Annotated in this window: 17 protein-coding genes and 1 pseudogene; 9 read left to right on the forward strand and 9 right to left on the reverse strand. The window is 63.5% G+C overall.

The window, feature by feature from the left end:
• The first annotated feature begins 166 nt into the window (after positions 1-166).
• From RX331_RS05995 to RX331_RS38690, 5 genes and pseudogenes are all read left to right on the forward strand, one after another.
• Complete coding sequence (locus tag RX331_RS05995) at positions 167-1,405, forward strand: FAD-binding protein (protein ID WP_317255705.1); 1,239 nt, start codon at positions 167-169, stop codon at positions 1,403-1,405.
• Positions 1,402-2,724: a glycolate oxidase subunit GlcF gene (glcF, locus tag RX331_RS06000; RefSeq protein WP_317255706.1), complete on the forward strand. Its 1,323-nt coding sequence runs from the start codon at positions 1,402-1,404 to the stop codon at positions 2,722-2,724. Before RX331_RS05995 ends, glcF begins: the two co-directional genes overlap by 4 nt.
• A 235-nt stretch (positions 2,725-2,959) precedes the next feature.
• Complete coding sequence (locus RX331_RS06005; protein ID WP_317255707.1) at positions 2,960-3,337, forward strand: hypothetical protein; 378 nt, start codon at positions 2,960-2,962, stop codon at positions 3,335-3,337.
• A gap of 405 nt (positions 3,338-3,742) precedes the next feature.
• A complete protein-coding gene (locus RX331_RS06010; protein ID WP_317255708.1) occupies positions 3,743-4,771 on the forward strand; it encodes a TorF family putative porin in 1,029 nt (342 codons plus the stop codon).
• A gap of 177 nt (positions 4,772-4,948) precedes the next feature.
• Positions 4,949-5,173, forward strand: a pseudogene (locus RX331_RS38690) (HPP family protein); the annotation flags it as partial.
• A gap of 184 nt (positions 5,174-5,357) precedes the next feature.
• Here the strand turns inward: RX331_RS38690 and RX331_RS06015 are convergent.
• Positions 5,358-7,097 (reverse strand): ABC transporter ATP-binding protein/permease, encoded by a 1,740-nt coding sequence (locus tag RX331_RS06015; protein WP_317255709.1) that lies wholly within the window; start codon positions 7,095-7,097, stop codon positions 5,358-5,360.
• 302 nt (positions 7,098-7,399) lie between these two features.
• On the opposite strand from RX331_RS06015, the gene RX331_RS06020 reads away from it, so the two are divergent.
• Positions 7,400-9,064, forward strand: a complete 1,665-nt coding sequence (locus RX331_RS06020; RefSeq protein WP_317258031.1) for an L-lactate permease — start codon at positions 7,400-7,402, stop codon at positions 9,062-9,064.
• 58 nt (positions 9,065-9,122) lie between these two features.
• Here RX331_RS06020 and RX331_RS06025 read toward each other — a convergent pair whose 3' ends face one another.
• On the reverse strand, positions 9,123-10,577 hold the full coding sequence (locus tag RX331_RS06025) for an acetamidase/formamidase family protein (RefSeq protein ID WP_317258032.1): 1,455 nt from the start codon (positions 10,575-10,577) through the stop codon (positions 9,123-9,125).
• Positions 10,578-10,817: 240 nt separating this feature from the next.
• On the reverse strand, positions 10,818-11,294 hold the full coding sequence (locus RX331_RS06030) for a hypothetical protein (RefSeq protein ID WP_410708254.1): 477 nt from the start codon (positions 11,292-11,294) through the stop codon (positions 10,818-10,820).
• A gap of 258 nt (positions 11,295-11,552) precedes the next feature.
• Between RX331_RS06030 and RX331_RS06035 the strand changes: the two genes are divergently transcribed.
• Positions 11,553-11,972 carry an META domain-containing protein gene (locus RX331_RS06035; RefSeq protein WP_410708132.1) on the forward strand — a complete coding sequence of 140 codons (420 nt, stop codon included), beginning with the start codon at positions 11,553-11,555 and terminating at the stop codon, positions 11,970-11,972.
• A 13-nt stretch (positions 11,973-11,985) separates the two neighbouring features.
• Here RX331_RS06035 and RX331_RS06040 read toward each other — a convergent pair whose 3' ends face one another.
• From RX331_RS06040 to groES, 4 genes are all read right to left on the reverse strand, one after another.
• Positions 11,986-12,651 (reverse strand): hypothetical protein, encoded by a 666-nt coding sequence (locus RX331_RS06040; protein WP_317255711.1) that lies wholly within the window; start codon positions 12,649-12,651, stop codon positions 11,986-11,988.
• Between the two features lie 110 nt (positions 12,652-12,761).
• Positions 12,762-13,955: a hypothetical protein gene (locus RX331_RS06045; protein WP_317255712.1), complete on the reverse strand. Its 1,194-nt coding sequence runs from the start codon at positions 13,953-13,955 to the stop codon at positions 12,762-12,764.
• Between the two features lie 123 nt (positions 13,956-14,078).
• Positions 14,079-15,725 carry a chaperonin GroEL gene (gene groL, locus RX331_RS06050; RefSeq protein WP_317255713.1) on the reverse strand — a complete coding sequence of 549 codons (1,647 nt, stop codon included), beginning with the start codon at positions 15,723-15,725 and terminating at the stop codon, positions 14,079-14,081.
• A 248-nt stretch (positions 15,726-15,973) separates the two neighbouring features.
• On the reverse strand, positions 15,974-16,270 hold the full coding sequence (groES, locus tag RX331_RS06055; protein ID WP_212503068.1) for a co-chaperone GroES: 297 nt from the start codon (positions 16,268-16,270) through the stop codon (positions 15,974-15,976).
• Between the two features lie 337 nt (positions 16,271-16,607).
• Here groES and RX331_RS06060 point away from each other — a divergent pair, with 337 nt between their 5' ends.
• Positions 16,608-17,123, forward strand: coding sequence for a hypothetical protein (locus RX331_RS06060; protein ID WP_317255714.1), 516 nt, complete (start codon positions 16,608-16,610; stop codon positions 17,121-17,123).
• A gap of 202 nt (positions 17,124-17,325) precedes the next feature.
• Here RX331_RS06060 and RX331_RS06065 read toward each other — a convergent pair whose 3' ends face one another.
• On the reverse strand, positions 17,326-18,096 hold the full coding sequence (locus tag RX331_RS06065) for a protein phosphatase CheZ (protein WP_317255715.1): 771 nt from the start codon (positions 18,094-18,096) through the stop codon (positions 17,326-17,328).
• Positions 18,097-18,394: 298 nt separating this feature from the next.
• Between RX331_RS06065 and RX331_RS06070 the strand changes: the two genes are divergently transcribed.
• Entirely contained in the window at positions 18,395-19,186 is a 792-nt protein-coding gene (locus RX331_RS06070) for a L,D-transpeptidase (protein WP_317255716.1), read from the forward strand.
• Positions 19,187-19,261: 75 nt separating this feature from the next.
• On the opposite strand, the gene RX331_RS06075 is transcribed toward RX331_RS06070, so the two are convergent.
• The gene (locus tag RX331_RS06075) at positions 19,262-20,089 is read right to left on the reverse strand and encodes a DUF2076 domain-containing protein (protein WP_317255717.1); all 828 of its coding nucleotides are present in this window, start codon (positions 20,087-20,089) and stop codon (positions 19,262-19,264) included.
• Between the last annotated feature and the right edge of the window lie 126 nt (positions 20,090-20,215).

The raw sequence follows: 20,215 nt of genomic DNA on the forward strand, positions 1-20,215 counted from the left end.
TGATGAGCTTCTTCCAATTTCCCGTCGTCATACCCGACGAAGGCGGGGTATCCAGTATTCCGCGCTGTCGACGTTTGACCTCGGCGCTAGCGGTTACTGTCTCGTCCGCCCCAGTGCGCAATGCGCACAAGGCGGACGATGACGCCGAACGGACAGGCGTTATACCGTGGACACCCTGAAAGTACGTGACGCCAGGGACGTCGAAGAAGTGGTGCGCGCGGCGATTGCCGGCGAGCAGCCGCTTGAGATCATCGGCCATGGCACCAAGCGGCCGATCGGCCAGCCGATGGCGACCAATGCCGTGCTGGATGTCTCCGATCTGAACGGCGTCATCTCCTACGAGCCGAACGAATTGATCATCACGGTGCAGGCAGGCGCGCCGCTTGCCGACGTGCAGTCGCTGATCGATTCCAAGAACCAGCAATTCGCTTTCGAGCCGATGGATACGTCGGTGCTGCTTGGCCTATCCGGCAACGGCACCATCGGCGGCATGATCGGAGCAGGGCTTGCCGGCCCGCGGCGCATCAGGGCCGGCGGCGCCCGCGATCATCTGCTCGGCGCGCACGCGGTGTCCGGCTTCGGCGACAGCTTCAAGGCCGGCGGCAAGGTGGTGAAGAACGTCACCGGCTACGATCTCTGCAAGCTCCTGACGGGCTCATGGGGCACGCTGGCGGTCATGACGGAAGTCACGCTGAAGGTGATGCCGAAGCCCGAGAGCGAGCGCACGCTGGTGCTTGCCGGGCTCGACGATCTCGCGGCGAACCGGGCGATGACCGCGGCGCTCGGCTCGCCCTATGACGTGTCAGGCGCGGCGCATGTGCCAAGTTCGGTGTTCGGTTCCGCAGCCGGCGCGCTGGCGCGCCTCGGGGCCGGCGGTCGGGCGGTGACCCTGCTGCGGCTGGAAGGCATTGCGGCTTCGGTAGCAGACCGTGCCGGTTCGCTCGGTAAGGCGCTCGCGGCGTTCGGTGCGGTGGAGATGCTGCAGGACGATGCCTCGGCGGCGGTCTGGGCCGAGGTCCGCGACGCCGAGCCGTTCGCCGCCAGCGGCGCGCGCGGGCTGTGGCCGGTATGGCGGATCGTCTGTCCGCCGGCTTCGGGCGGCGCGCTCGGCAAGACTCTGGCGAGCGAGTCCGAAGGCGACGTGATCTACGATTGGGGCGGCGGCCTGATCTGGGCGGCGCTGCCGCCGAAGCCGGATGCGCAAGCCGCGTTGGTTCGCGCGCGGGTCGGCGCGGCGGGCGGCCATGCCGCGCTGATCCGGGCGCCCGACGAGGTCAGACGGAAGGTCGAAGTCTTCCACCCGCAAGCCCCCGGTATCGCCGCCTTGAGTGAACGCGTGCGCAACAGCTTCGATCCCAAGATCATCCTCAACCGCGGCCGGATGGCGCGGGTAGCAGCGTCATGAAAACGGAATTCTCCCTCACCCAGCTCGCCGATCCCGATATCGCCGCGGCCGACAAGATCCTGCGCGCCTGTGTGCATTGCGGGTTCTGCACCGCGACCTGTCCGACCTATGTGCTGCTCGGCGATGAGCTCGATAGCCCGCGCGGGCGGATCTACCTGATCAAGGAAATGCTGGAAAAGGACAAGCCGCCGACGGCGGAGGTGGTCAAGCATATCGACCGCTGCCTGTCCTGCCTTGCCTGCATGACGACCTGTCCGTCCGGCGTGCACTACATGCACCTGGTCGATCAGGCGCGGGTCCGGATCGAGCGCGACTATTCGCGGCCGCTTCTCGAGCGGGCCCTGCGCGCGGTGCTGGCGCTGGTGCTGCCGCGGCCAAAGCTGTTTCGCGCCAGCATGATCATGGCGCGGCTTGCCCGCCCGTTTGCGGCCCTGCTGCCGGCGCCGAATACGGCGACGCCCGGCCTGCTCAGGCGGATCAAGGCGATGCTGGCGCTCGCGCCGAGAAGCCTTCCCGCGCCGGGGCCCGCCGGTGGCAGCGTGTTTCCGGCGCAAGGCGAGCGGCGCGGGCGGGTCGCGCTGCTGCAGGGCTGCGCCCAGCAGGTGCTGGCGCCGCGCATCAACCAGGCTGCGATCAGCCTTTTGACTCGCCACGGCATCGAGGTGGTGCTGGTCAAGGACGAGCAATGCTGCGGCGCGCTCACCCATCATCTCGGGCAGGATTCCGACGCGCTGGCGCGGGCGCGCGCCAACATCACGCTGTGGAAAAAGGAGGTGGAACAAGGCGGCCTCGACGCCATCCTGATCACCGCATCGGGCTGCGGCACGGTCATCAAGGACTATGGTTTCATGCTGCGCGAGGACCGCGACTTTGCTGCCTCCGCCGCGCAGATTTCCGCGCTGGCAAAGGATGTCACCGAGTATCTCGCGGGCCTCACGCTCGCGCCATCGAGTCAGAAAGGCGACGTAACGGTGGCCTATCACTCGGCATGTTCGTTGCAACATGGGCAGAAAATCACTGGGCTTCCGAAAGAATTGCTTTCCAAGAATGGATTCGTGGTGAAAGATGTGCCCGAGAGCCATTTGTGTTGCGGTTCGGCGGGGACCTACAACATTCTCCAGCCTGACATTGCGAGCAGATTGCGCGATCGAAAGGTCGCCAATATTGCGACAGTCAAACCGGACATGATCGCTGCGGGCAATATTGGATGCATGGTTCAGATTGCCAGCGGTACGTCAGTTCCTGTGGTGCACACGATTGAGCTTCTCGATTGGGCGACGGGAGGTCCAAAGCCTGGATCGTTAACAGGATTGAATTGATCGATCGGCCTAAAGGGCATGATCTGGAAGAGCCCGCCCTGCGCCGGGGGCGCCGGATGGGGTTCGGCTCTTCACCGGGATAGACGCGAAAGTGTCCGCCTGGAGATCGTGTCTCGATACGGGATGGAGCGGGAGGACACTTCGAAGAAGTGTCGCCCCGGTCTGGCCCAGGACTCTCCAGGAGAGACTACTCGAAGCGCTCGACAGACATGGACAGCGTCAACAGGAGGACCAGATGGCGAAGAAGAGTAAGAAGGCCAAGAAGGCTAAAAAGGCCAAGAAGGCCGTAGCCGCGAAGAAGAAGTCGGCGAAGAAGGCTGCGAAGAAATCGGCCAAGAAGGCCGCGAAGAAGGGCGCAAAGAAATCCGCCAAGAAGGCTGCGAAGAAGGCCGCCAAGAAATCAAAGGCTGCCGCGCCGAAGAAGGCTGCCAAGAAGAGCGCGGCCAAGAAGCGCAAGGCCGCCGCCAAGCCCGCCGCTGCTCCGGCGATGGAGCCCGCCGCGGCGGCGCCCGAACCGGAAGCCGAAGCTGCGTCGGCGCCGAGCTGGGCGTCCCCCGAGCCGTCTAATCCTTCCTGGTCGGCGGGCTCGTCCAACGGCAGCGACCATACTTAGGCCACCCGCACCAACGTTTTCGACAGGCCGCAGCGTCCACCGCTGCGGCCTTTTCGTTAGCCCCTTCCGTCGGGTCTGGCGGCGGCCGTAGCCGCAGTTTCACGTTCAGGTTGATTCGCGAAAAGACGCCTTTCGGCCCTCCGCCGGTGTTGCTCTTTCCGGGTCGGATGTCAGCAGGACCCTGTAGGAAAGCGGGCAAAATTGTTGTGAGAATGCAACACGCGCGGAGAACATTCGCCGGAAACGGCAGAATGCCTAAAAAGGCGGCTGCTGCTTGACTTTTTTGCTTCACGAGGATGGCACCGCGGCCGCAGTGTGTGGCTGCGAAGACATTTGGTCGCAGTCGCTGATCGTTTGCCTGGGGGGCCCGGGACCGGCTGCCAAGAAGGGTAATTGGGGATCGTCATGAAGAAATTGGCTTTGTTAGCAACGGCGCTGGCAATGGTATCGGGTTCGGCTCTTGCTGCGGATCTGCACGTGAAGGCCGTCAAGGCCCCGCCGCCGGCCTTCGATCCCTGGGACATCGCCTTCGGCGCCGGGATCACCAACGACTACATCTTCCGTGGCATCACCCAGTCCAACCACAAGCCTTCGGTAAACGCCTATTTCGAGCCGCGTTTCAACGTCACCAAGGATCTTCAGCTCTATGTCGGCCTCGGCGCTGCGAGCATCTCGTTCCCGAACCGCGCGGCTGCTGAAGTCGACGCTTATGGCGGTGTCCGCTACACGATCGGCGCCTTTGCCTTCGACGTCGGCGCCTGGGGCTATCTGTATCCGGGCGGCACCTGCCAATACGGCGCAGTCAACGCATTTAATGGTGGGACGACCGATGCCGCCGGCGTTCCGCTTAGCGCCGAATGTCTGCAGAACGCGCTGGTAAACGGCAACGTTCTGAAAAAGGACGTCAGCTTCTTCGAGGTCTACGGCAAGGTGAACTACACCTTCAACGACAACTTCTCGCTGGGCGGCAACATCTACTATACGCCGAGCTTCCTCAACAGCGGCGCCGAGGGTACCTACGCCTCGATCGTCGGCAAGGCGATCGCCCCGAGCGCGTGGTTCGGCGCCAGCGGCATCGGCATGTACGTGTCGGGTGAGTTCGGCCGCCAGTGGCTGGGCACCTCGGACTCCTTCTACGGCACCGCGGTCTTCCCGAACGGCATCAACTACGCCGACTACAACACTTGGAACATCGGCATCGGCTTCACCTACAAGGTGTTCACGCTGGACTTCCGCTATTCCGACACCAACCTGTCGAAGGGTGATTGCAACGCCTTCACCAGCGACTTCTCGGCTCGTGGCAACATCAACGGCACCAACCAGGGCACCTTCCTGACCCCGATCAATCCGTCGGGCGTCGGTTCGAACTGGTGCGGCGCCGCCGGTATCGTCAAGCTGTCGGCCGACCTAACCGCGATGACCAACCTGAAGTAAGATCTTCCTGGGGAAGGCGAGGGGGCGGCAGAGCGATCTGCCGCCCTTTTCTTTTGGACGATGCCGATGAAACGGGACTGGCGGCGCGCCTTACGGAATGCGATCTCCCGCAACGACCACCGCAGTGCCGTGGCGGGCGCGGTCGCCGGTCTCGGCGGCGCGATCGCCATCGGCGTCATGGAGCTGTTTTCGTCGGTCGTGCACTACCCGCTGGCGGTGATTCCGTTCGCGACCTCCATCGTGCTGGTGATCGGATCGCCGAACGTGGAGCCGGCACAGCCGCGCGCGCTGATCGGGGGCCATGTGCTGTCGGCGCTGGTCGGGCTTACCGTGCTGAAGTTGACCGGGCCTTACGCCTGGGCCGCGGCCGCCGCCGTCGGCCTCGCCATTTTGGCGATGTACGTGACCGGCACCTTCCACCCGCCGGCCGGCATCAATCCGCTGCTGGTGGTGTCGGGCAATCTGCCCCTTCCTGCTCGCGCCGGTGCTGGCCGGCGCGCTGCTGCTGACGGCGTTCTCATACGTCTGGCATCGCACCGTCCGCCGCCAGCGCTGGCCACAGCGCTGGCTTTGAGCGGCTGTGCGGTTACGTTTCCGCCGCCTCGGTGCCCTCGAGCACGAAGCGGTCGCCGTCGCGCGTCAGCGCAACGTTGCGCTGATGGAAGGCGTCGAGCGTCGAGCGGTGACCGATCGAGACGATGGTGGTGTCAGGCAGTTTCTGCTCGATCAGGCGGTACAGCGCCTTTTCCGAGGGCTCATCGAGCGAAGCGGTGGCTTCATCGAGGAACAGATATTGCGGCGCATGCAACAGCGCGCGTGCGATGCCGAGCCGCTGCTGTTCGCCGAGCGAGAGCGTTCGATTCCAGTGCCCGTGCTCGCCGATCTGCTCGGCGAGCTTGGGCAGCCCCACCGCGCGCAGCGTGTCGGAGATCTGCTCGGCGCTGAACGCGCCCTCCTTGGCGGGATATTCGATGGCGCCCTGCAGCGATCCGACCGGAAAATACGGACGCTGCGGCAGCATCATCAACCTTGCTCCGGCCGGTACGGTGACCGAGCCGCTCCCGAACGGCCAGATGCCAGCAATGGCGCGGAACAGCGTCGATTTGCCGGAGCCCGAGGGGCCGGTCATCAGTGTGCGCTCCCCCTTGCGGAAACTGAACGTGTCCGCATTCACCAGCGGCGTGCCGCTCGGCAATCGCAGCGCCAGCTCCTTGAGGCCAATAGTGCCATCCCCCGCCTTGACGACGTGAACGCGTTCGCTGCGGCTGGCGAGTTCTTGTGCCGCGGCGATCCCCGCCTCGAAGCCGTCGAGGCGGTTGACCACGGCCTGCCACTCCGCGAGCTGGCGGTAGATGGTGATGAAGAACGACAGCGCGCCCTGCACGTTCGAAAATGCCGACGCGGTCTGCATCATGCCGCCGAGCTGGATCTTGCTCGCGAAATAGGCCGGCGCCACCAGCACGTAGGGGAAGATCACGGAAGCCTGGTTGTAGCTCGCCGTGAATGCCGTGATCTTCTTGGTCCGGTTCATGATGGCGATCCAGTTCTCCACCACGCGTCCGAAGCGAACCATGAGGCGCTCGCGCTCGGCTTGCTCGCCGTGCAAGAGCGCGATCTGTTCGGAATTTTCCCTCACGCGCACCAGGTTGAAGCGGAAGTCGGCTTCATATTGCTGCTGCCTGAAATCGATGCCGACCAGCGGCCATCCAATCAGATGGGTCAGCACGGTGCCGAGCACCGAATAGATCAGCGCGCCCCAGACGAGATAACCGGGAATGGCATATTCCTGGCCGAACAAATGCAGCGGTGCGTCGTTCGAAAGGCCCCACAGGATGGTGACAAAGGATGCGAGCGTGACGATCGAGCTCAGCAAACCGACGCCGATGTTCAGCGTGCGATCGACGAACAGCTTGACGTCGTCGGTCATGCGCTGGTCCGGGTTGTCGGCGGCATCGCCCTGAAGCTGCATCCGGTAGTGATTGGCGTGGTGCAACCACTCACCGAGATATTGCTTGGTCATCCATTGCCGCCAGCGGATCTGCAGCCATTGATTGAGATAGAGCTGATAGACCGCCAGCACGATGAAGATAGCGGCGAGCACGCTGAAATAGATGATCTCGCTGACGAACGAGTCCCAGTTTCGGTCCTGCAGCGCGTTGTAGAAGCGCAGGTTCCACTGATTGATCAGGACGTTGATGCCGACGATGGCAAGCTCAATGGCGATCACCGCGGCGAGCAGCACGCGGCCGGCCAATTTGTCCTCGGAGCTGAAGTAGGGGGCGGCGATGCGCCATACCGTGGCGAGCGTCGGGCGGATATTGTTCACAGATCACCGTCTCCGGAAAATGGGGCTTAAGGCCTTGAACAAACAGAGGAATTAAGGCCTGCGACGAAGGTTATGGAATGAGCCGTCTGCGGCGCCTTGTCGCAGGTGCCGGTGAGACACTAGCATGGCTGCGACCGTGAGGGGCGGGGCCAATCGAACTTCGCGCGGTTGTGAGCGTTGGCTGGCATTAATGCAACCAGGCCTCAGCTTGCAAGGCCGCTCCCGCACTTCGCTTCAAGCCCGCGTCCGGCCATCCACGAGTCCGCGGGCGCGCCAAAAACACATGTGGGAGGACCGCGATGATGTGGGACCAACACTATAATCCGCTCGGCAACACCGCGCTGTCGACGATCGCCGCCGCCTTGCCGGTCGTCACGCTGCTGGTGCTAATCGCCAGCGGCAAGGTCAAGGCCCATCTGGCGGCCATCGTCGCGCTTGTTGTCGCCAACATCATCACCATCGGCATCTTCACCATGCCCTGGGGCATGTCGATCCGCGCCTCGCTGCTCGGCGTCGTGGTCGGTTTCTTTCCGATCGGCTGGATTGTGCTCAACGTCATCTTCCTCTATCGCATCACGGTGGAGACCGGCCGCTTCGAGCTGTTGCAGCGCGCGATCGGCGGCGTCACCACCGACCGCCGGCTGCAGCTGCTCCTGATCGCGTTTGCCTTCGGCGCCTTCTTCGAGGGCGCATCAGGTTTCGGCACGCCGGTGGCGATAACCGGCGCCATTTTGATCGGGCTTGGCTTCTCGCCGCTCGCTGCTTCCGGCCTGTCGCTGATCGCCAACACCGCGCCGGTCGCCTATGGCGCGCTCGGCACGCCCATCCAGGGCCTCGCAACGGTCACCGGCCTCGATCCTTACGTGCTCGGCGCCATGGTCGGCCGGCAATTGCCGTTCTTCTCGCTGATCGTGCCGTTTTGGCTGATCTGGGCGTTTGCCGGCTGGCGCGGCATGATCGCGATCTGGCCCGCTGTTCTCGTCACCGGCGTTTCCTTCGCCGTCCCGCAATTCCTGATCTCGAACTTCATCAACCCGTGGATCGTCGACATCGGTGCGTCGCTGATCTCGATGGGCTGCCTGATTCTGTTTCTTCGAGTTTGGCAGCCAAGCGAGCTCTGGACCTCGCCGGAGCTGCGCGGCCACGATGAATCGGCCGCCACGATGCAGCCCGCCAAGCCGCTGGATACAACGAAGCTGACCCAGCCACAGCTCTGGAGCGCGTTATTGCCATGGATCATCGTCTGCGTCGTGATGCTGGTCTGGGGCACCGGCGCGTTCAAGGGCTGGGCCAACGCCAACTTCGCCTGGAAATACCAGGTGCCCGAGCTGCACAACATGATCAACAAGGTGCCGCCGGTCGCCGCCAAGCCGACGCCGGAAGCGGCTGTATTCGACTTCACCTGGCTGTCCTTCACCGGCACCGGAATGCTGCTCGCCGCCATCATCTCCGGCCTCTTGATGGGCTTTTCGCCGATGAAGATGGTCGCCGAATACGGCCGCACCATCAGGCTGTGCGCGATCTCGCTGATCACGATCTCGGCGATGCTGGCGATCGGCACGCTGACGCGGCTGTCCGGCGTCGACGCCACGCTCGGCCTCGCCTTTGCCGCGACCGGCGTGCTCTATCCCTTCTTCGGCACGCTGCTCGGCTGGCTCGGCGTGGCGCTGACCGGATCGGATACCGCTTCCAACGTGCTGTTCGGCAATCTGCAGAGGATCACGTCCGAGCAGCTCGGCCTGTCGCCGGTGCTGATGGCCGCCGCGAACTCCTCCGGCGGCGTGATGGGCAAGATGATCGATGCGCAATCGATCGTGGTCGCCTCCACCGCCACCAACTGGTATGGCCATGAAGGCTCGATCCTGCGCTACGTCTTCCTGCACTCCATCGTGCTGGCGTGCCTCGTCGGCGTGCTGGTGACGCTGCAGGCCTATGTCTATCCGTTCACGATGCTGGTGTTGAAATAGCGCGGCTACCAAAATCCCCGCGGCACCAGCCGCGGGGATTTGTCAGTGCGGGATTTGATCAGGTCTCGCCACCGGCGAAGATATCCTTCTTGATCACCGCATGGACGCCCCAGTTTCCATCGACCACCTGGGTGATGCCGAAGTCGACGCCAACGGTAATCAGGGAGATTGCCTCGTCTTCGGTCAGCTTCTTGGTCGTCATCAGGAACTTCCGCATCTTGCGGAACGCATCGCGCAAAGCGAGGTCGACCGACGATTTCGAGTAGATGTCCGACTGCGCCTTGTCTCCCAGTTCGGTGAGATAATTGGCGAAGCTGAAGCCGTGCACCAGCCACTCGTCCCGGGTTTCCAGCATCGGATAATCGAGCGCTTCGAGCGCCGTGCCGACGAGATCGGCCTTCTTGTGCAGGATGATCTGGAAGGTGCCGTTCAGCGAGCTTTCGATCGCGGTGCCGCACAGCTCGGAGTCGCCTTGCGAAGCGTGCGGGTCGCCGACCGACAGCAGGCCGCCTTCGACCGCGACCGGATAATACATCGTGGCGCCCTTGCCGATCCGCCAATTGTCGATGTTGCCGCCGGTATAGCTCGGCGGAATCGAATCGACGATATCGGCTTCCTTTGGCGCCAGGCCAATGACGCCGAAATGCGGGCGGATCGGAATGCGCACATTCTTCAGGATGCCGTGGTTCTCCTTGATCGTGGCGTGATCGACCGGAACGCCGGGATAGTCGATGGTCTTGTGCACGACACCCGAAGGATCGGTCTGCGGCGTCCATTGGAAATTGTACACGGCTTTCGCCCAGTTGCGTTCGCCTGATGCGTCGACCTCGTAGATCGTGATCACTTCGCGCGGCTTGGGCTCGGTCAACAGGTCCTTGTAGTGAAAGCCCCACCACGCCGCCGCGTTGCTGCCGAAAGCCTTGCCGCGATATTGCGGATTGGCACATGGCCGGGGCGTGACGTCGATGATGCGCAGTTCGATCACGTCGCCCTCCTGGGCGCCGCGCACATAGACCGGACCCGTGCAGATGTGCACGCCGAGGCCTTCGCCGGCGCCACGCCCGAACAGCGAGGCATCAATCGGTCCGGCGCCGCGCCGGTTGACGCCCTTCTTTTCCTTGGTCCACAGGAACACGCTTTCGGCGCCGGGATCGCCCTTCACCATGCGCTCGGCGTCATCATTGGCATGGTGAGTCAGCGCCTCGATGGTGATGAAGTCGCCGGAATCGATCTCGACCTGTGGTTTCAGTTTCTTGCTGAAATAACCCCAATGCACCGTTTCGGCATTTGCCGGCAAATGATGATAGGCGCGCTTGGCGGGCTGGTTCTTTTCGGCTGCGGCCGCCATCTGCGGCGTCACCAGGGAAATGCCGCCCGCGGTCATCGCGGCGGCGCCTCCGGCCGCGGCAAAGCTGGATCTTAGAAACGATCGGCGTTCGCGATCCAGCGTTTCCTTGAACTTGCGATGGTGGAGCTCGAATTCCGGACAGTTCTTGTCATCACCCGCGCACATCGTATCCTCCTCGATTTGAACGCGCATTCCGGCATGCTGATCCCATCGCAGTTCATCGCGACAGTCAAAGCGTTGCTGCATCGTGGAGTGAATGAAAAATAGCTTCTCTGCTTATTGCTTGAGCCTTGTGTGCCCAACCCGTGGGAAATGCCGCGCCGTTGCGACGTCTATCGGTTCGCGACGCCGGTGCTGGAGTCGCGGCGCCGCCGAAATCCCCGCGGGCAACGGCCCAAGGACATGTCAGAGTTTCCGGCTGTCATAGGCCCAGTGCAGCAGCGCTTGCCGCTGCCGCTTGCGGCAGAAAATATCGCCTTGCTCGCAGTTGGCCTGCAATTGGCTGATGTGGCGGCGGATCGCGGCCCAGCGCTTGATCTGCCTGGTATCCTCGTCCGGCAACCGCCGGCCGCGGTAATAGCGGCAGTACCATTGAAACCAGCCGCGCGGGTCGTCGGGGTGAATCCAGCCTTTTTTGCGCCACACCGAAAGCGGCTGGCTGGCGGCGACGCCGAAGAAGTTCACCTTGGGATCGGCGCTATCAGGCGAGAGCTTTGCCCGCGCAAACCAGCTCGCCGGAAACTCGCGCCTGCAATCGGTCATGTATTTGCCGCCGAACACGCCGAGCTGCAGCATTTCCGCCGGCGTGAGATCTGGACAGAAGTCCGGGTCGAAGTTGCGGCCGGCGGCTGCCACGAGAACGTAGCGATAGCCGCGCTGCATCCGGTCATTGACGAGGACGGTTCGCTGCTTCACCGCGGTTGGGACCCTTCTCCGATAACGGCTGGGCGGCTCAATATGCCCCCGAACAAAGAAGCCGAAGATGTTACTGATGTTCCAGGCTTCGGCCAACACGGCCGCATCGCCCCAAGTCCAGAGCACGCGGCGATCCCCATCGATGCATCGACGCGCTAGCCAATCCCGTCATTGTCCAATAGAACGGCGCGCGGCGCGGCAGGTCTGGTCTTTTCGAGAGGGTACATGGTTTCATTGCTACATACGGCTCGCGCAGGCGCCGCTTCGCTGTTGCTGATCGCAGCCGCCTTGCCGTTCAGCCCGGCATTGGCCGAGGACGACGGCTTTCCGTTCGGAAGCGAAATGCAGCTCGATGCAAACCGTCAGCCGGGCTCGAAGCGGATTCCCAATCTGGACATCGGCGATGCCGGCGAGGTCGTGCTCGAGCTCTGGTGCAAGGGCGGCAAGGGCCAGTTTTCAGTGGCCGGCAACACTGTGATCTTCGTCATGGGGGCGATGGAAAACCGGCCTTGTCCGCCGGACCGTGCGCAGCAGGACGACGAGTTGATCGCGGCCTTGAGCGCCGCGGCCACCTGGAAGCGGCAGGGCGATCTCGTGTCGTTCATCGGCGCGAAAACGCTGCGGTTTCGCATCAACACGAATTAGCGCGACCGCTCGGCTACTGCGTCGCGATCAATCCGTTGGCGGTGGCAACGATCCAGCGGTTGCCCCAGCGCACGATGGACTCGATCCGCCCGAGCCCGGGAACGGCATCGCCGCGGGCGGCCATCTTGATGCCATCGGGACCTTCGAGAACGGCGGTGCCGTCGCGCACATCGACGACAGTCCAGCCGGGAATGGTGGTCGGCCGGGTTTCCGGCGGTGCGGCCAACACCGGCTGGCGCAACGCGAGCGCCGCGGTAGCGCTCACATTGGCCTGGGAAACCGCGCTCGCAGAGGGACGCGGCAAAGGTGGCTTGGAAATGCTGCCCACAATGGCGGGCGAGTCCGCTGCCGATGCAGACTTTCGCCCGCTTTCGATCTTGCCGGGGCGTGCTTCGGCCATCCGAGGCGAGGACGCTTCATTCTGCGCGGCCGTTTCGAGGCCGAATTCACCGGCAAATTGGGGCCAGCTCAGGCCGCCGGTCCATCCCAGTCCAAAGCTGGCCGCGAGCGCGACAGCGACCAGCAGCATGTTCCGCGCGCGGGCACGCGAGGACGCGCGCACGACCAGAACATCCTCTCGACCGGAGTTCAGGAAATTCCGCAATGCCGCCGGCCCCAACCCGCCAGCCACATTCCCGGATAAGATGCTTTCAACGGTACTCGGCTCACGCTCGTACATCGGCTTAATCCAAATTTTGGTTAGCCAATGATGTTCCTCTAAGCTGAATCGAATCTTAATTTTTGCAGCGAGCGCACGGTAATTGCGTGACGTGCGGTAATTCTGGCGCGCTACTTCCACACGCTCCTGTCGGCGTCCCAGCGCTGGCCCTTGAATTCCCTCGCCAGCGCGTCGATCGCGCCATTGTCGTCCTTTGGCTCGCCGCCTTCCTCATCGCCGGTGGAATCTTCCGAGACATGCAATTTGGCGCCGGTGCCCTCATCGGCAGTCGTGATCACCGGGCTCGAGATCCACAGCATCAGCCTGTCGGTGGTGCCGGGCTTGTCCGGCGAGACCAGCGCGGTGATCTCGAGCGTTTCGGTGAGGCCGAGCGGCGGATAGATCGGACTCGGCCGCTTGAACGTCAGTTTCGCTTTCCCGGTGTTGGCGTTCCAGCTTGCCTCCGCCGGCTTGGCCGAAAGCGTTTTGGCGAGGACGCCGGAGATGGCGGATGCGATCTTGTCCTTGTTGATCTTGTCGCCGTCGCGCCATTCATTCGCGGCAAAGCGGATGGTGCGGTCCATCTCGATGGCGCCGCTGGTCCATCCTGCCGCGACCACGCCGGGCATCGATTTGATCTTCGCGATCAGCGCAGCGGCCCGCTCCGGATCGGCCGTCAGGTTGATGGTCTGCTCACCGGCGCGCAGCGCATCGCAGGAGATCGACAGGCTGGAGAGCCCGACCTCGACGGCCTCGCCCTTCAGGCTCTTGAGGAAATCCAGCGCTGCGTCGAGCTTGATCCGCACGCCGATCGCCTCCGGTGAAACCTCGGTAAAATCCTTCGGCGCCGGCGTGATGCCGTCGTCGCTGGTCTGGTTGTCCAAAAATTCCTTCTCGCTGAGATCGGAATTGTCCGTCGAGGCGACTTCGGTGACCGCCTGGCCGACCGTGATCTGGCCGCGGAACTCGAAAGTGTCCCCGGTCGGCCTGCGGGTCAGCTTGATGGTCACCGGCTGCTTGTCACCAAGGCTCTGCGTGGTGCCGGTCAGATTCTGGCCGCTCACGGCGAGATTCGCGACGAAGCGGTCCTTGCGGTCGGAACCCTTGGCGACGGGATAGCAGACGTCGAGAGTCGCCGCGGTGACGGTTTTGCCCTGGCGGGTTTCCTTCAGCACGACGTCGGCATTGCCGTCCATCAGGCCATCGATCGCGGTGAAATAGCGAGTCTCCACGGCGCCGGGCGCGGTCTTCGAGGGAAGTTTCATCTGGGCGAAGGCGGGAGAGGCCGTCGCCAGACCAAGCAGCAGAAGACAGAGCGCGCGCATGCAAGAATTCCCGAAACGATGAAATCGGAGACGTCCTACCAGCAAACCCCGATGTCTTCAGCCAAAAAGAAGGCCGCCCGGAGGCGGCCTTCGATCTGCTGGCTGGGGGGACGAGCGGGGGCCTCAGAAGCCCATGCCGCCCATTCCGCCCATGCCGCCGCCACCGCCGGGCATCGCCGGCGCCGGCTCCTTCGGCAGTTCGGCGACCATGGCTTCGGTTGTCACCAAAAGGCCGGCGACGGAGGAGGCGTCCTGCAGGGCGGTGCGCACCACCTTGGCGGGGTCGATGATGCCCTTGTCGACCATGTCGACATATTCCTCGGTCTGGGCGTCGAAGCCGAACGTCTCCGACTTGTTCTCGAGGATCTTGCCGACCACGAGCGAGCCTTCGACGCCGGCGTTTTCCGAGATCTGGCGCACCGGGGCTTCCAGCGCCTTCAGCACGATGTTGATACCGGCCTGGACGTCGGAATTGTCGTTGTTGATGCGGCCGACCGCCTTCTTGGCGCGCAGCAGCGCCACGCCGCCGCCCGGCACGATGCCTTCCTGCACGGCCGCGCGGGTCGCGTTGAGGGCATCCTCGACGCGGTCCTTCTTCTCCTTGACCTCGATTTCGGTCGCGCCGCCGACCTTGATCACGGCAACGCCGCCAGCGAGCTTGGCCAGCCGCTCCTGCAGCTTCTCGCGGTCGTAGTCCGAGGTGGTCTCCTCGATCTGCGCCTTGATCTGGGTGACGCGGGCCTCGATGTCCTTCTTCTTGCCGGCGCCCTTGACGATGGTCGTGTTCTCCTTGTCGATCACGACCTTGCCGGCGCGTCCCAGCATGTTGATGGTGACGCTTTCGAGCTTCATGCCGAGTTCCTCGGAGATCAGCTGACCGCCGGTCAGGATCGCGATGTCTTCCAGCATGGCCTTGCGGCGGTCGCCGAAGCCCGGCGCCTTGACGGCGGCGACCTTCAAACCGCCGCGCAGGCGGTTGACGACCAGCGTCGCCAGCGCCTCGCCCTCGACGTCCTCGGCGATGATCAAGAGCGGACGGCCGGACTGCACCACGGCTTCCAGCACCGGCAGCATCGCCTGCAGGCCGGACAGCTTCTTCTCGTGCAGCAGCACGAAGACGTCTTCCAGCTCGGCGGTCATCTTCTCGGCGTTGGTGATGAAGTAGGGCGACAGATAGCCGCGGTCGAACTTCATGCCCTCGACGATGTCGACCTCGGTCTCGAGCGACTTGTTCTCCTCGACAGTGATCACGCCTTCATTGCCGACCTTCTGCATCGCCTGCGCGATCATCTTGCCGATGGCGGTGTCGCCGTTGGCCGAGATGGTGCCGACCTGGGCAACTTCGGACGAGGCCGCGACCGGCTTGGCGCGCTTCTCGAGATCCTTGACCACGGCGTGTACGGCGATGTCGATGCCGCGCTTGAGGTCCATCGGGTTCATGCCGGCCGCGACCGCCTTGCCGCCTTCGCGCACGATCGCCTGCGCCAGCACGGTCGCGGTGGTGGTGCCGTCGCCGGCGGTATCGTTGGTCTTGGAGGCGACTTCGCGCAGCATCTGCGCGCCCATGTTCTCGAACTTGTCCTCGAGCTCGATCTCCTTGGCGACGGTGACGCCGTCCTTGGTGATGCGGGGTGCGCCAAAACTCTTCTCGATCACGACGTTGCGGCCCTTCGGACCGAGCGTCACCTTCACCGCGTTGGCGAGGACGTCGACGCCGCGCAGCATGCGGTCGCGGGCGTCGCCGGAAAATTTAACGTCTTTGGCAGCCATGTTGTGGGACTCCTGAAATGAATTGGATACTTGGTCGCGGTCACCGCCGGGACTCTTCCCCTCTCCCCTTGTGGGAGAGGGTGGACGCGATGCGAAGCATCGCGGACGGGTGAGGGGTCTGTCTCCGCGGATGCAGACCCCTCATCCGGCGCGCTCAGGAGCGCAAGTGCGCTCCAAAGCGCGCCACCTTCTCCCACAAGGGGAGAAGGGAAGAAGTCACTGGGCAGCGACCGCTTGGATTGATCGGCTTACGTCAGCACGCCCATGATGTCGGACTCCTTCATGATCAGGAGTTCCTCGCCGTCGAGCTTGACCTCGGTGCCCGACCATTTGCCGAATAGCACGCGGTCGCCGACCTTGAGATCGATCGGAATCAGCTTGCCGGTTTCGTCACGGCCGCCCGGGCCGACGGCGGTAACTTCGCCCTGCGACGGCTTTTCCTTGGCGGTATCGGGAATGATGATGCCGCCCTTGGTCTTCTCTTCGGCATCGATGCGCTTGACCACGACACGATCGTGCAGTGGGCGGAATTTGGATTTGGCCATGACGTCTCCTCTTGAAGTTCCTCTGGGAGGCTCGGTTTCAGATCTGCGCCATTGAAAATGGCGGATATGCCGGGTATTCGAAGCCGCCCCGGGCGGGGACAGCACGCCCCTTAGCAATCTTCGCGCTTGAGTGCTAAACGTGGGGCCGGGAAATATGGCTTGGCGCTGTTCCTGTCAAGCAAACAAGGGGGTTAAGGCCTTCTTGAGGCCGGTATAGGATGCTCCCAAAGAAACAAAATCGGTGCAGCGGCGTAATTCAACCGACGTCATTGCTCCGGCAGGCTTTTTACGATTGGCTGCTTGACGGGAGCGGCCAAGGAATTGTCGGGGGATTGCAATGATCAGCTCACGTAATGCGCGTACGGTTGCCAATCTGGCGGCCGCGTCGGCGCTGGCGGTGTTGCTTGCGGCGTGCGGCAGCATGAGCCTGCCGTCGCTGTCGTCCAATCCGGCGCCCGAGGCCGAGCCCGGCGTTGCGCCCGAAATGCCCGCGACCATCCGCGCCGACGAGATCGTCGGCCGCTGGGGCCTCGCCTCGTTCCAGAACCCGAACGACCGCGCCCGCACCGAGGCCGCGGCGCGCGGCCAGTGCAAGCAGCCCTATGTGATCGGCGCCGGCACCTCCGGCGGTGTCGTCATGCATCTGGCCGACCAGGCCACCCCGCAGGAGCTGCGCCTCAAGGGCTCGCCGGGCGGCAAGAACTATATCGGCCCGCCCGGTCCCGCCGGGGGGGAACAGGACCGCGAGATCATCTCGTTCGACGGCCGCGTGCTGATCACCCGCTTCATCGACAAGGATGCCGCCGTCCGCTACGGCAATATGGTCTATGTCCGCTGCGCCCCGCGGGCGTGAGGTCAGGCTACGCCCCTTGGCGTCATGCCCGGCGAAGGCTGGGCATCCAGTACGCCGCGGCCTCTCCGCTGAATCACTGACGTCTCTGGAATACTGGATCGTCCGCCTTCGCGGACGATGACGGTGGAGGTGAGGAAGGGCCAACAAAAAACGCCGGCATCACTGCCGGCGTTTTGTTTTGGGGCTGAAGTTAACCAGCCGATCAATTGAACATGGCGTCGATGTCATCCTGCGAGGCGTGGCCGACGTCGCCGTCGAGCTTCGGACCGTTGAGCAGCTTGGCATCGCCCTCGCGGGTGTCGACGATCGGAATGGCATGGGCCTTGATCGCGTCGACGCCCCCCCAGATGTCCATCATGGTGTAGATGTGCTGCTCGATGAACTTCATCGTGGTCATCACCTTGCTGATGCGCTGACCGGTGAGGTCCTGGAAGTTGCAGGCCTCGAAGATCGAAACGACGCGTTCCTGGATTTCTTCTGAGAGCAGCTTCTGCTGGTCGGGCGAGATGTTCTTGGAGAGCGCGGTCGCCGCCTGGTCGATCGCTTCGGTGGCTTCCAGAATCTGTTGGGTGGCCTGTTCGGTGCCGCCGACGACGGCGCCGAGTTCGCCGTTGACCTTGGCCATTTCCTGGCCGTCGAAGCTCTTGCCGTGCAGGGTGGCGATTTCGCGTTTGGTGCGGTTGATGGCGTCGTGGATCAGGTCGAGCTCGACCTTCAGCTTCTCGCACTGCTCGATCTGGGCGCGATAGGTTTCAAGCAGCGCGTGCGCATCGGCGGTCTCGCGTGCGATTTCCGACTGTACGCTGGTGGGGGCGCCGGCATGGCCGAAGCTTGCCATCTGGGCGCGGATCGCGCGCAGCTCGGCCATGATCTCTTTGTGCATCGGGCCGATCTCGCCGCCTTCTTCATGCATGACAAGGGGCGCGTCGCCCAAAATGGATTCAATACGAAAACGTTTGCGATTGACCGACATGAGATTTCCCACCCCTTCCAGTTCGAAGGTGTTGTAGACCAACGCGATTTAACGTGAGGTTCACGCGCGAAACTCGCGTGTTGGCGGCCGCATACCAACGATTAACCATGACGAGGCCGCGTTCACGCAAAATAAACGCTAGCAGGCAAATCCGCGCGCATTGCCGGGGATGGTGAATCGAAACGCCTGTTACGTTTACCAAACCGATTAGGTTTTGATTTGTATTGTTCGCATGCAGCGGCCTTTGTCGCGCCGCTGCCCTCGATCCCGTAAGTGTCGAACAGTACAGAGTACGCCGATGTCCGGAAAAATCTCTTTGGCGCTCCTCGCGGGCGCGTCTTGTCTTTGCTTTGCCGGTGAGGCCACAGCGATCGACGCCTCATCGTCACCTGAGCCGACCGTAATCTATGCCCGGCAGCCCGCGCCGCCGGTGCGCATAGCCGCCGCCGAGCGCTCCAACATGGGCGGCGGCTTCATCGAATTCCTGTTCGGCGATGCGCCGCCGCAGGGCGGCCGCTATCAGCGCGAACAGATCTATCAGCAGATGCCGGAATATGGTGGGCGGCGCACACTGTTGCCGCCGATGGATCCGCAACAGTCGATGCAGCGCGAGGAGCAGGTGCTCGATCCAGCGCAGCACCGGCTCGATCCGAAATACGAAAAGCAGGTGGTTGAATATCACGGCAAGGAAAGCCCGGGGACGATCGTGATCGATACCCCGAACAAGTTCTTGTTCCTGGTGCAGGGCGACGGCAAGGCGCTGCGCTACGGCGTCGGCGTCGGCCGCCCCGGCTTCACCTGGTCGGGCGTCAAGACGATCTCGGCGAAGAAGGAATGGCCGGCTTGGACGCCGCCGCCGGAAATGCTGGTGCGTCGTCCCGACCTGCCGCGGTACATGGAAGGCGGCCCGGACAATCCGCTCGGTGCGCGCGCGATGTATCTCGGCTCTTCGCTCTATCGCATCCACGGCTCCAACGAGCCCTGGACCATCGGCACCAACGTCTCAAGCGGCTGCATCCGGATGCGCAACGAGGACGTGATCGATCTCTACGGCCGCGTCGGTGTCGGCGCCAGGGTGGTGGTGATTTGATCTTCGTTGATATGGTTTGAAATGAAACGGCCGCCCCGATGGGGCGGCCGTTTTGATTTTCAACTCTCGCGGGCTTTACGCGTAGTCGCTGTCGCCACCATCGCCGTCAAAGCCGTCGCCATCGTGATCCATATCGTTGTCATCATCATACGACGCCGAATCGAACATGCCCTGCCGAGAGCCGTAGTCATTGTCACTGCCGCTATCGGCGCGCCGGCTCGACGAGCCGATGTCGTTGATGCCGGCGTCGCGCGCCAGGTCGCCGCCGGACTGGTCGCCCCACGGCCGGCGGTCTTCGACGCCGCCGCGGCTTGACGTGTCGCCGAACGCCTGGTGGTTGCCGCCCCCGCCCATCATCGAGCGGATGCTGTTCGCCAGAATCGATCCGCCGACCACGCCGGCCGCAGCCGCCGCCGCCGTTCCGAGGAAAGAGCCGCCACCGCCGAACGCCGACGGCTGCTGCTGCGCCCCGCCGTAAGGCTGGCCATAGGCCGGCTGGTTATACGGCGCGCCGCCTTGCGTCTGCTGCAGCACCTGCCCGGTGTTCCAGGCCGGCCGACTGCCGCCGATATCGGGTGCGCGTACATTAGGCACCGAGCCGTGCGAACCTTGAGGCTGGTTCTGTCCAAAGATCGCGTCGCGCATCGAATCGAGGAAGCCGCCGGCCTGGGTCTGCTGGCCTTGCTGACCCGCCGCCGCTTCCAGCTCCTGGATGCGCATGTCGGCGCGCTTCAGCGCTTCGTCCTGGACCAGCGCCGTTTGCACGAGTGCATAGACCGCGTTGGGGGCGGTGCGTAGCCCCTGCATGATCGCCGACATCGCCTCGGGATCGCGCTTGGCGCTCTCCAGCTTGGCGAGCCGGTCGAAAAGATCGTCAATCAGTTGGCGTTCTTGCGGTGTCATGGCCCTCTCCCTCGCGTCGTCGTCGACGCGCCGGCAAGATGTAGGGCGGGCTTTGTGTCGCAAGTAGTGGGCGGCCGGATTAAATTTTTGTATGCGACAAAACGCCGGGCGTATTTGTCGCGCCTT

The sequence above is a fragment of the Bradyrhizobium sp. BWA-3-5 genome, from assembly GCF_032917985.1.
In the GTDB taxonomy this organism is placed as follows: Bacteria; Pseudomonadota; Alphaproteobacteria; order Rhizobiales; family Xanthobacteraceae; genus Bradyrhizobium.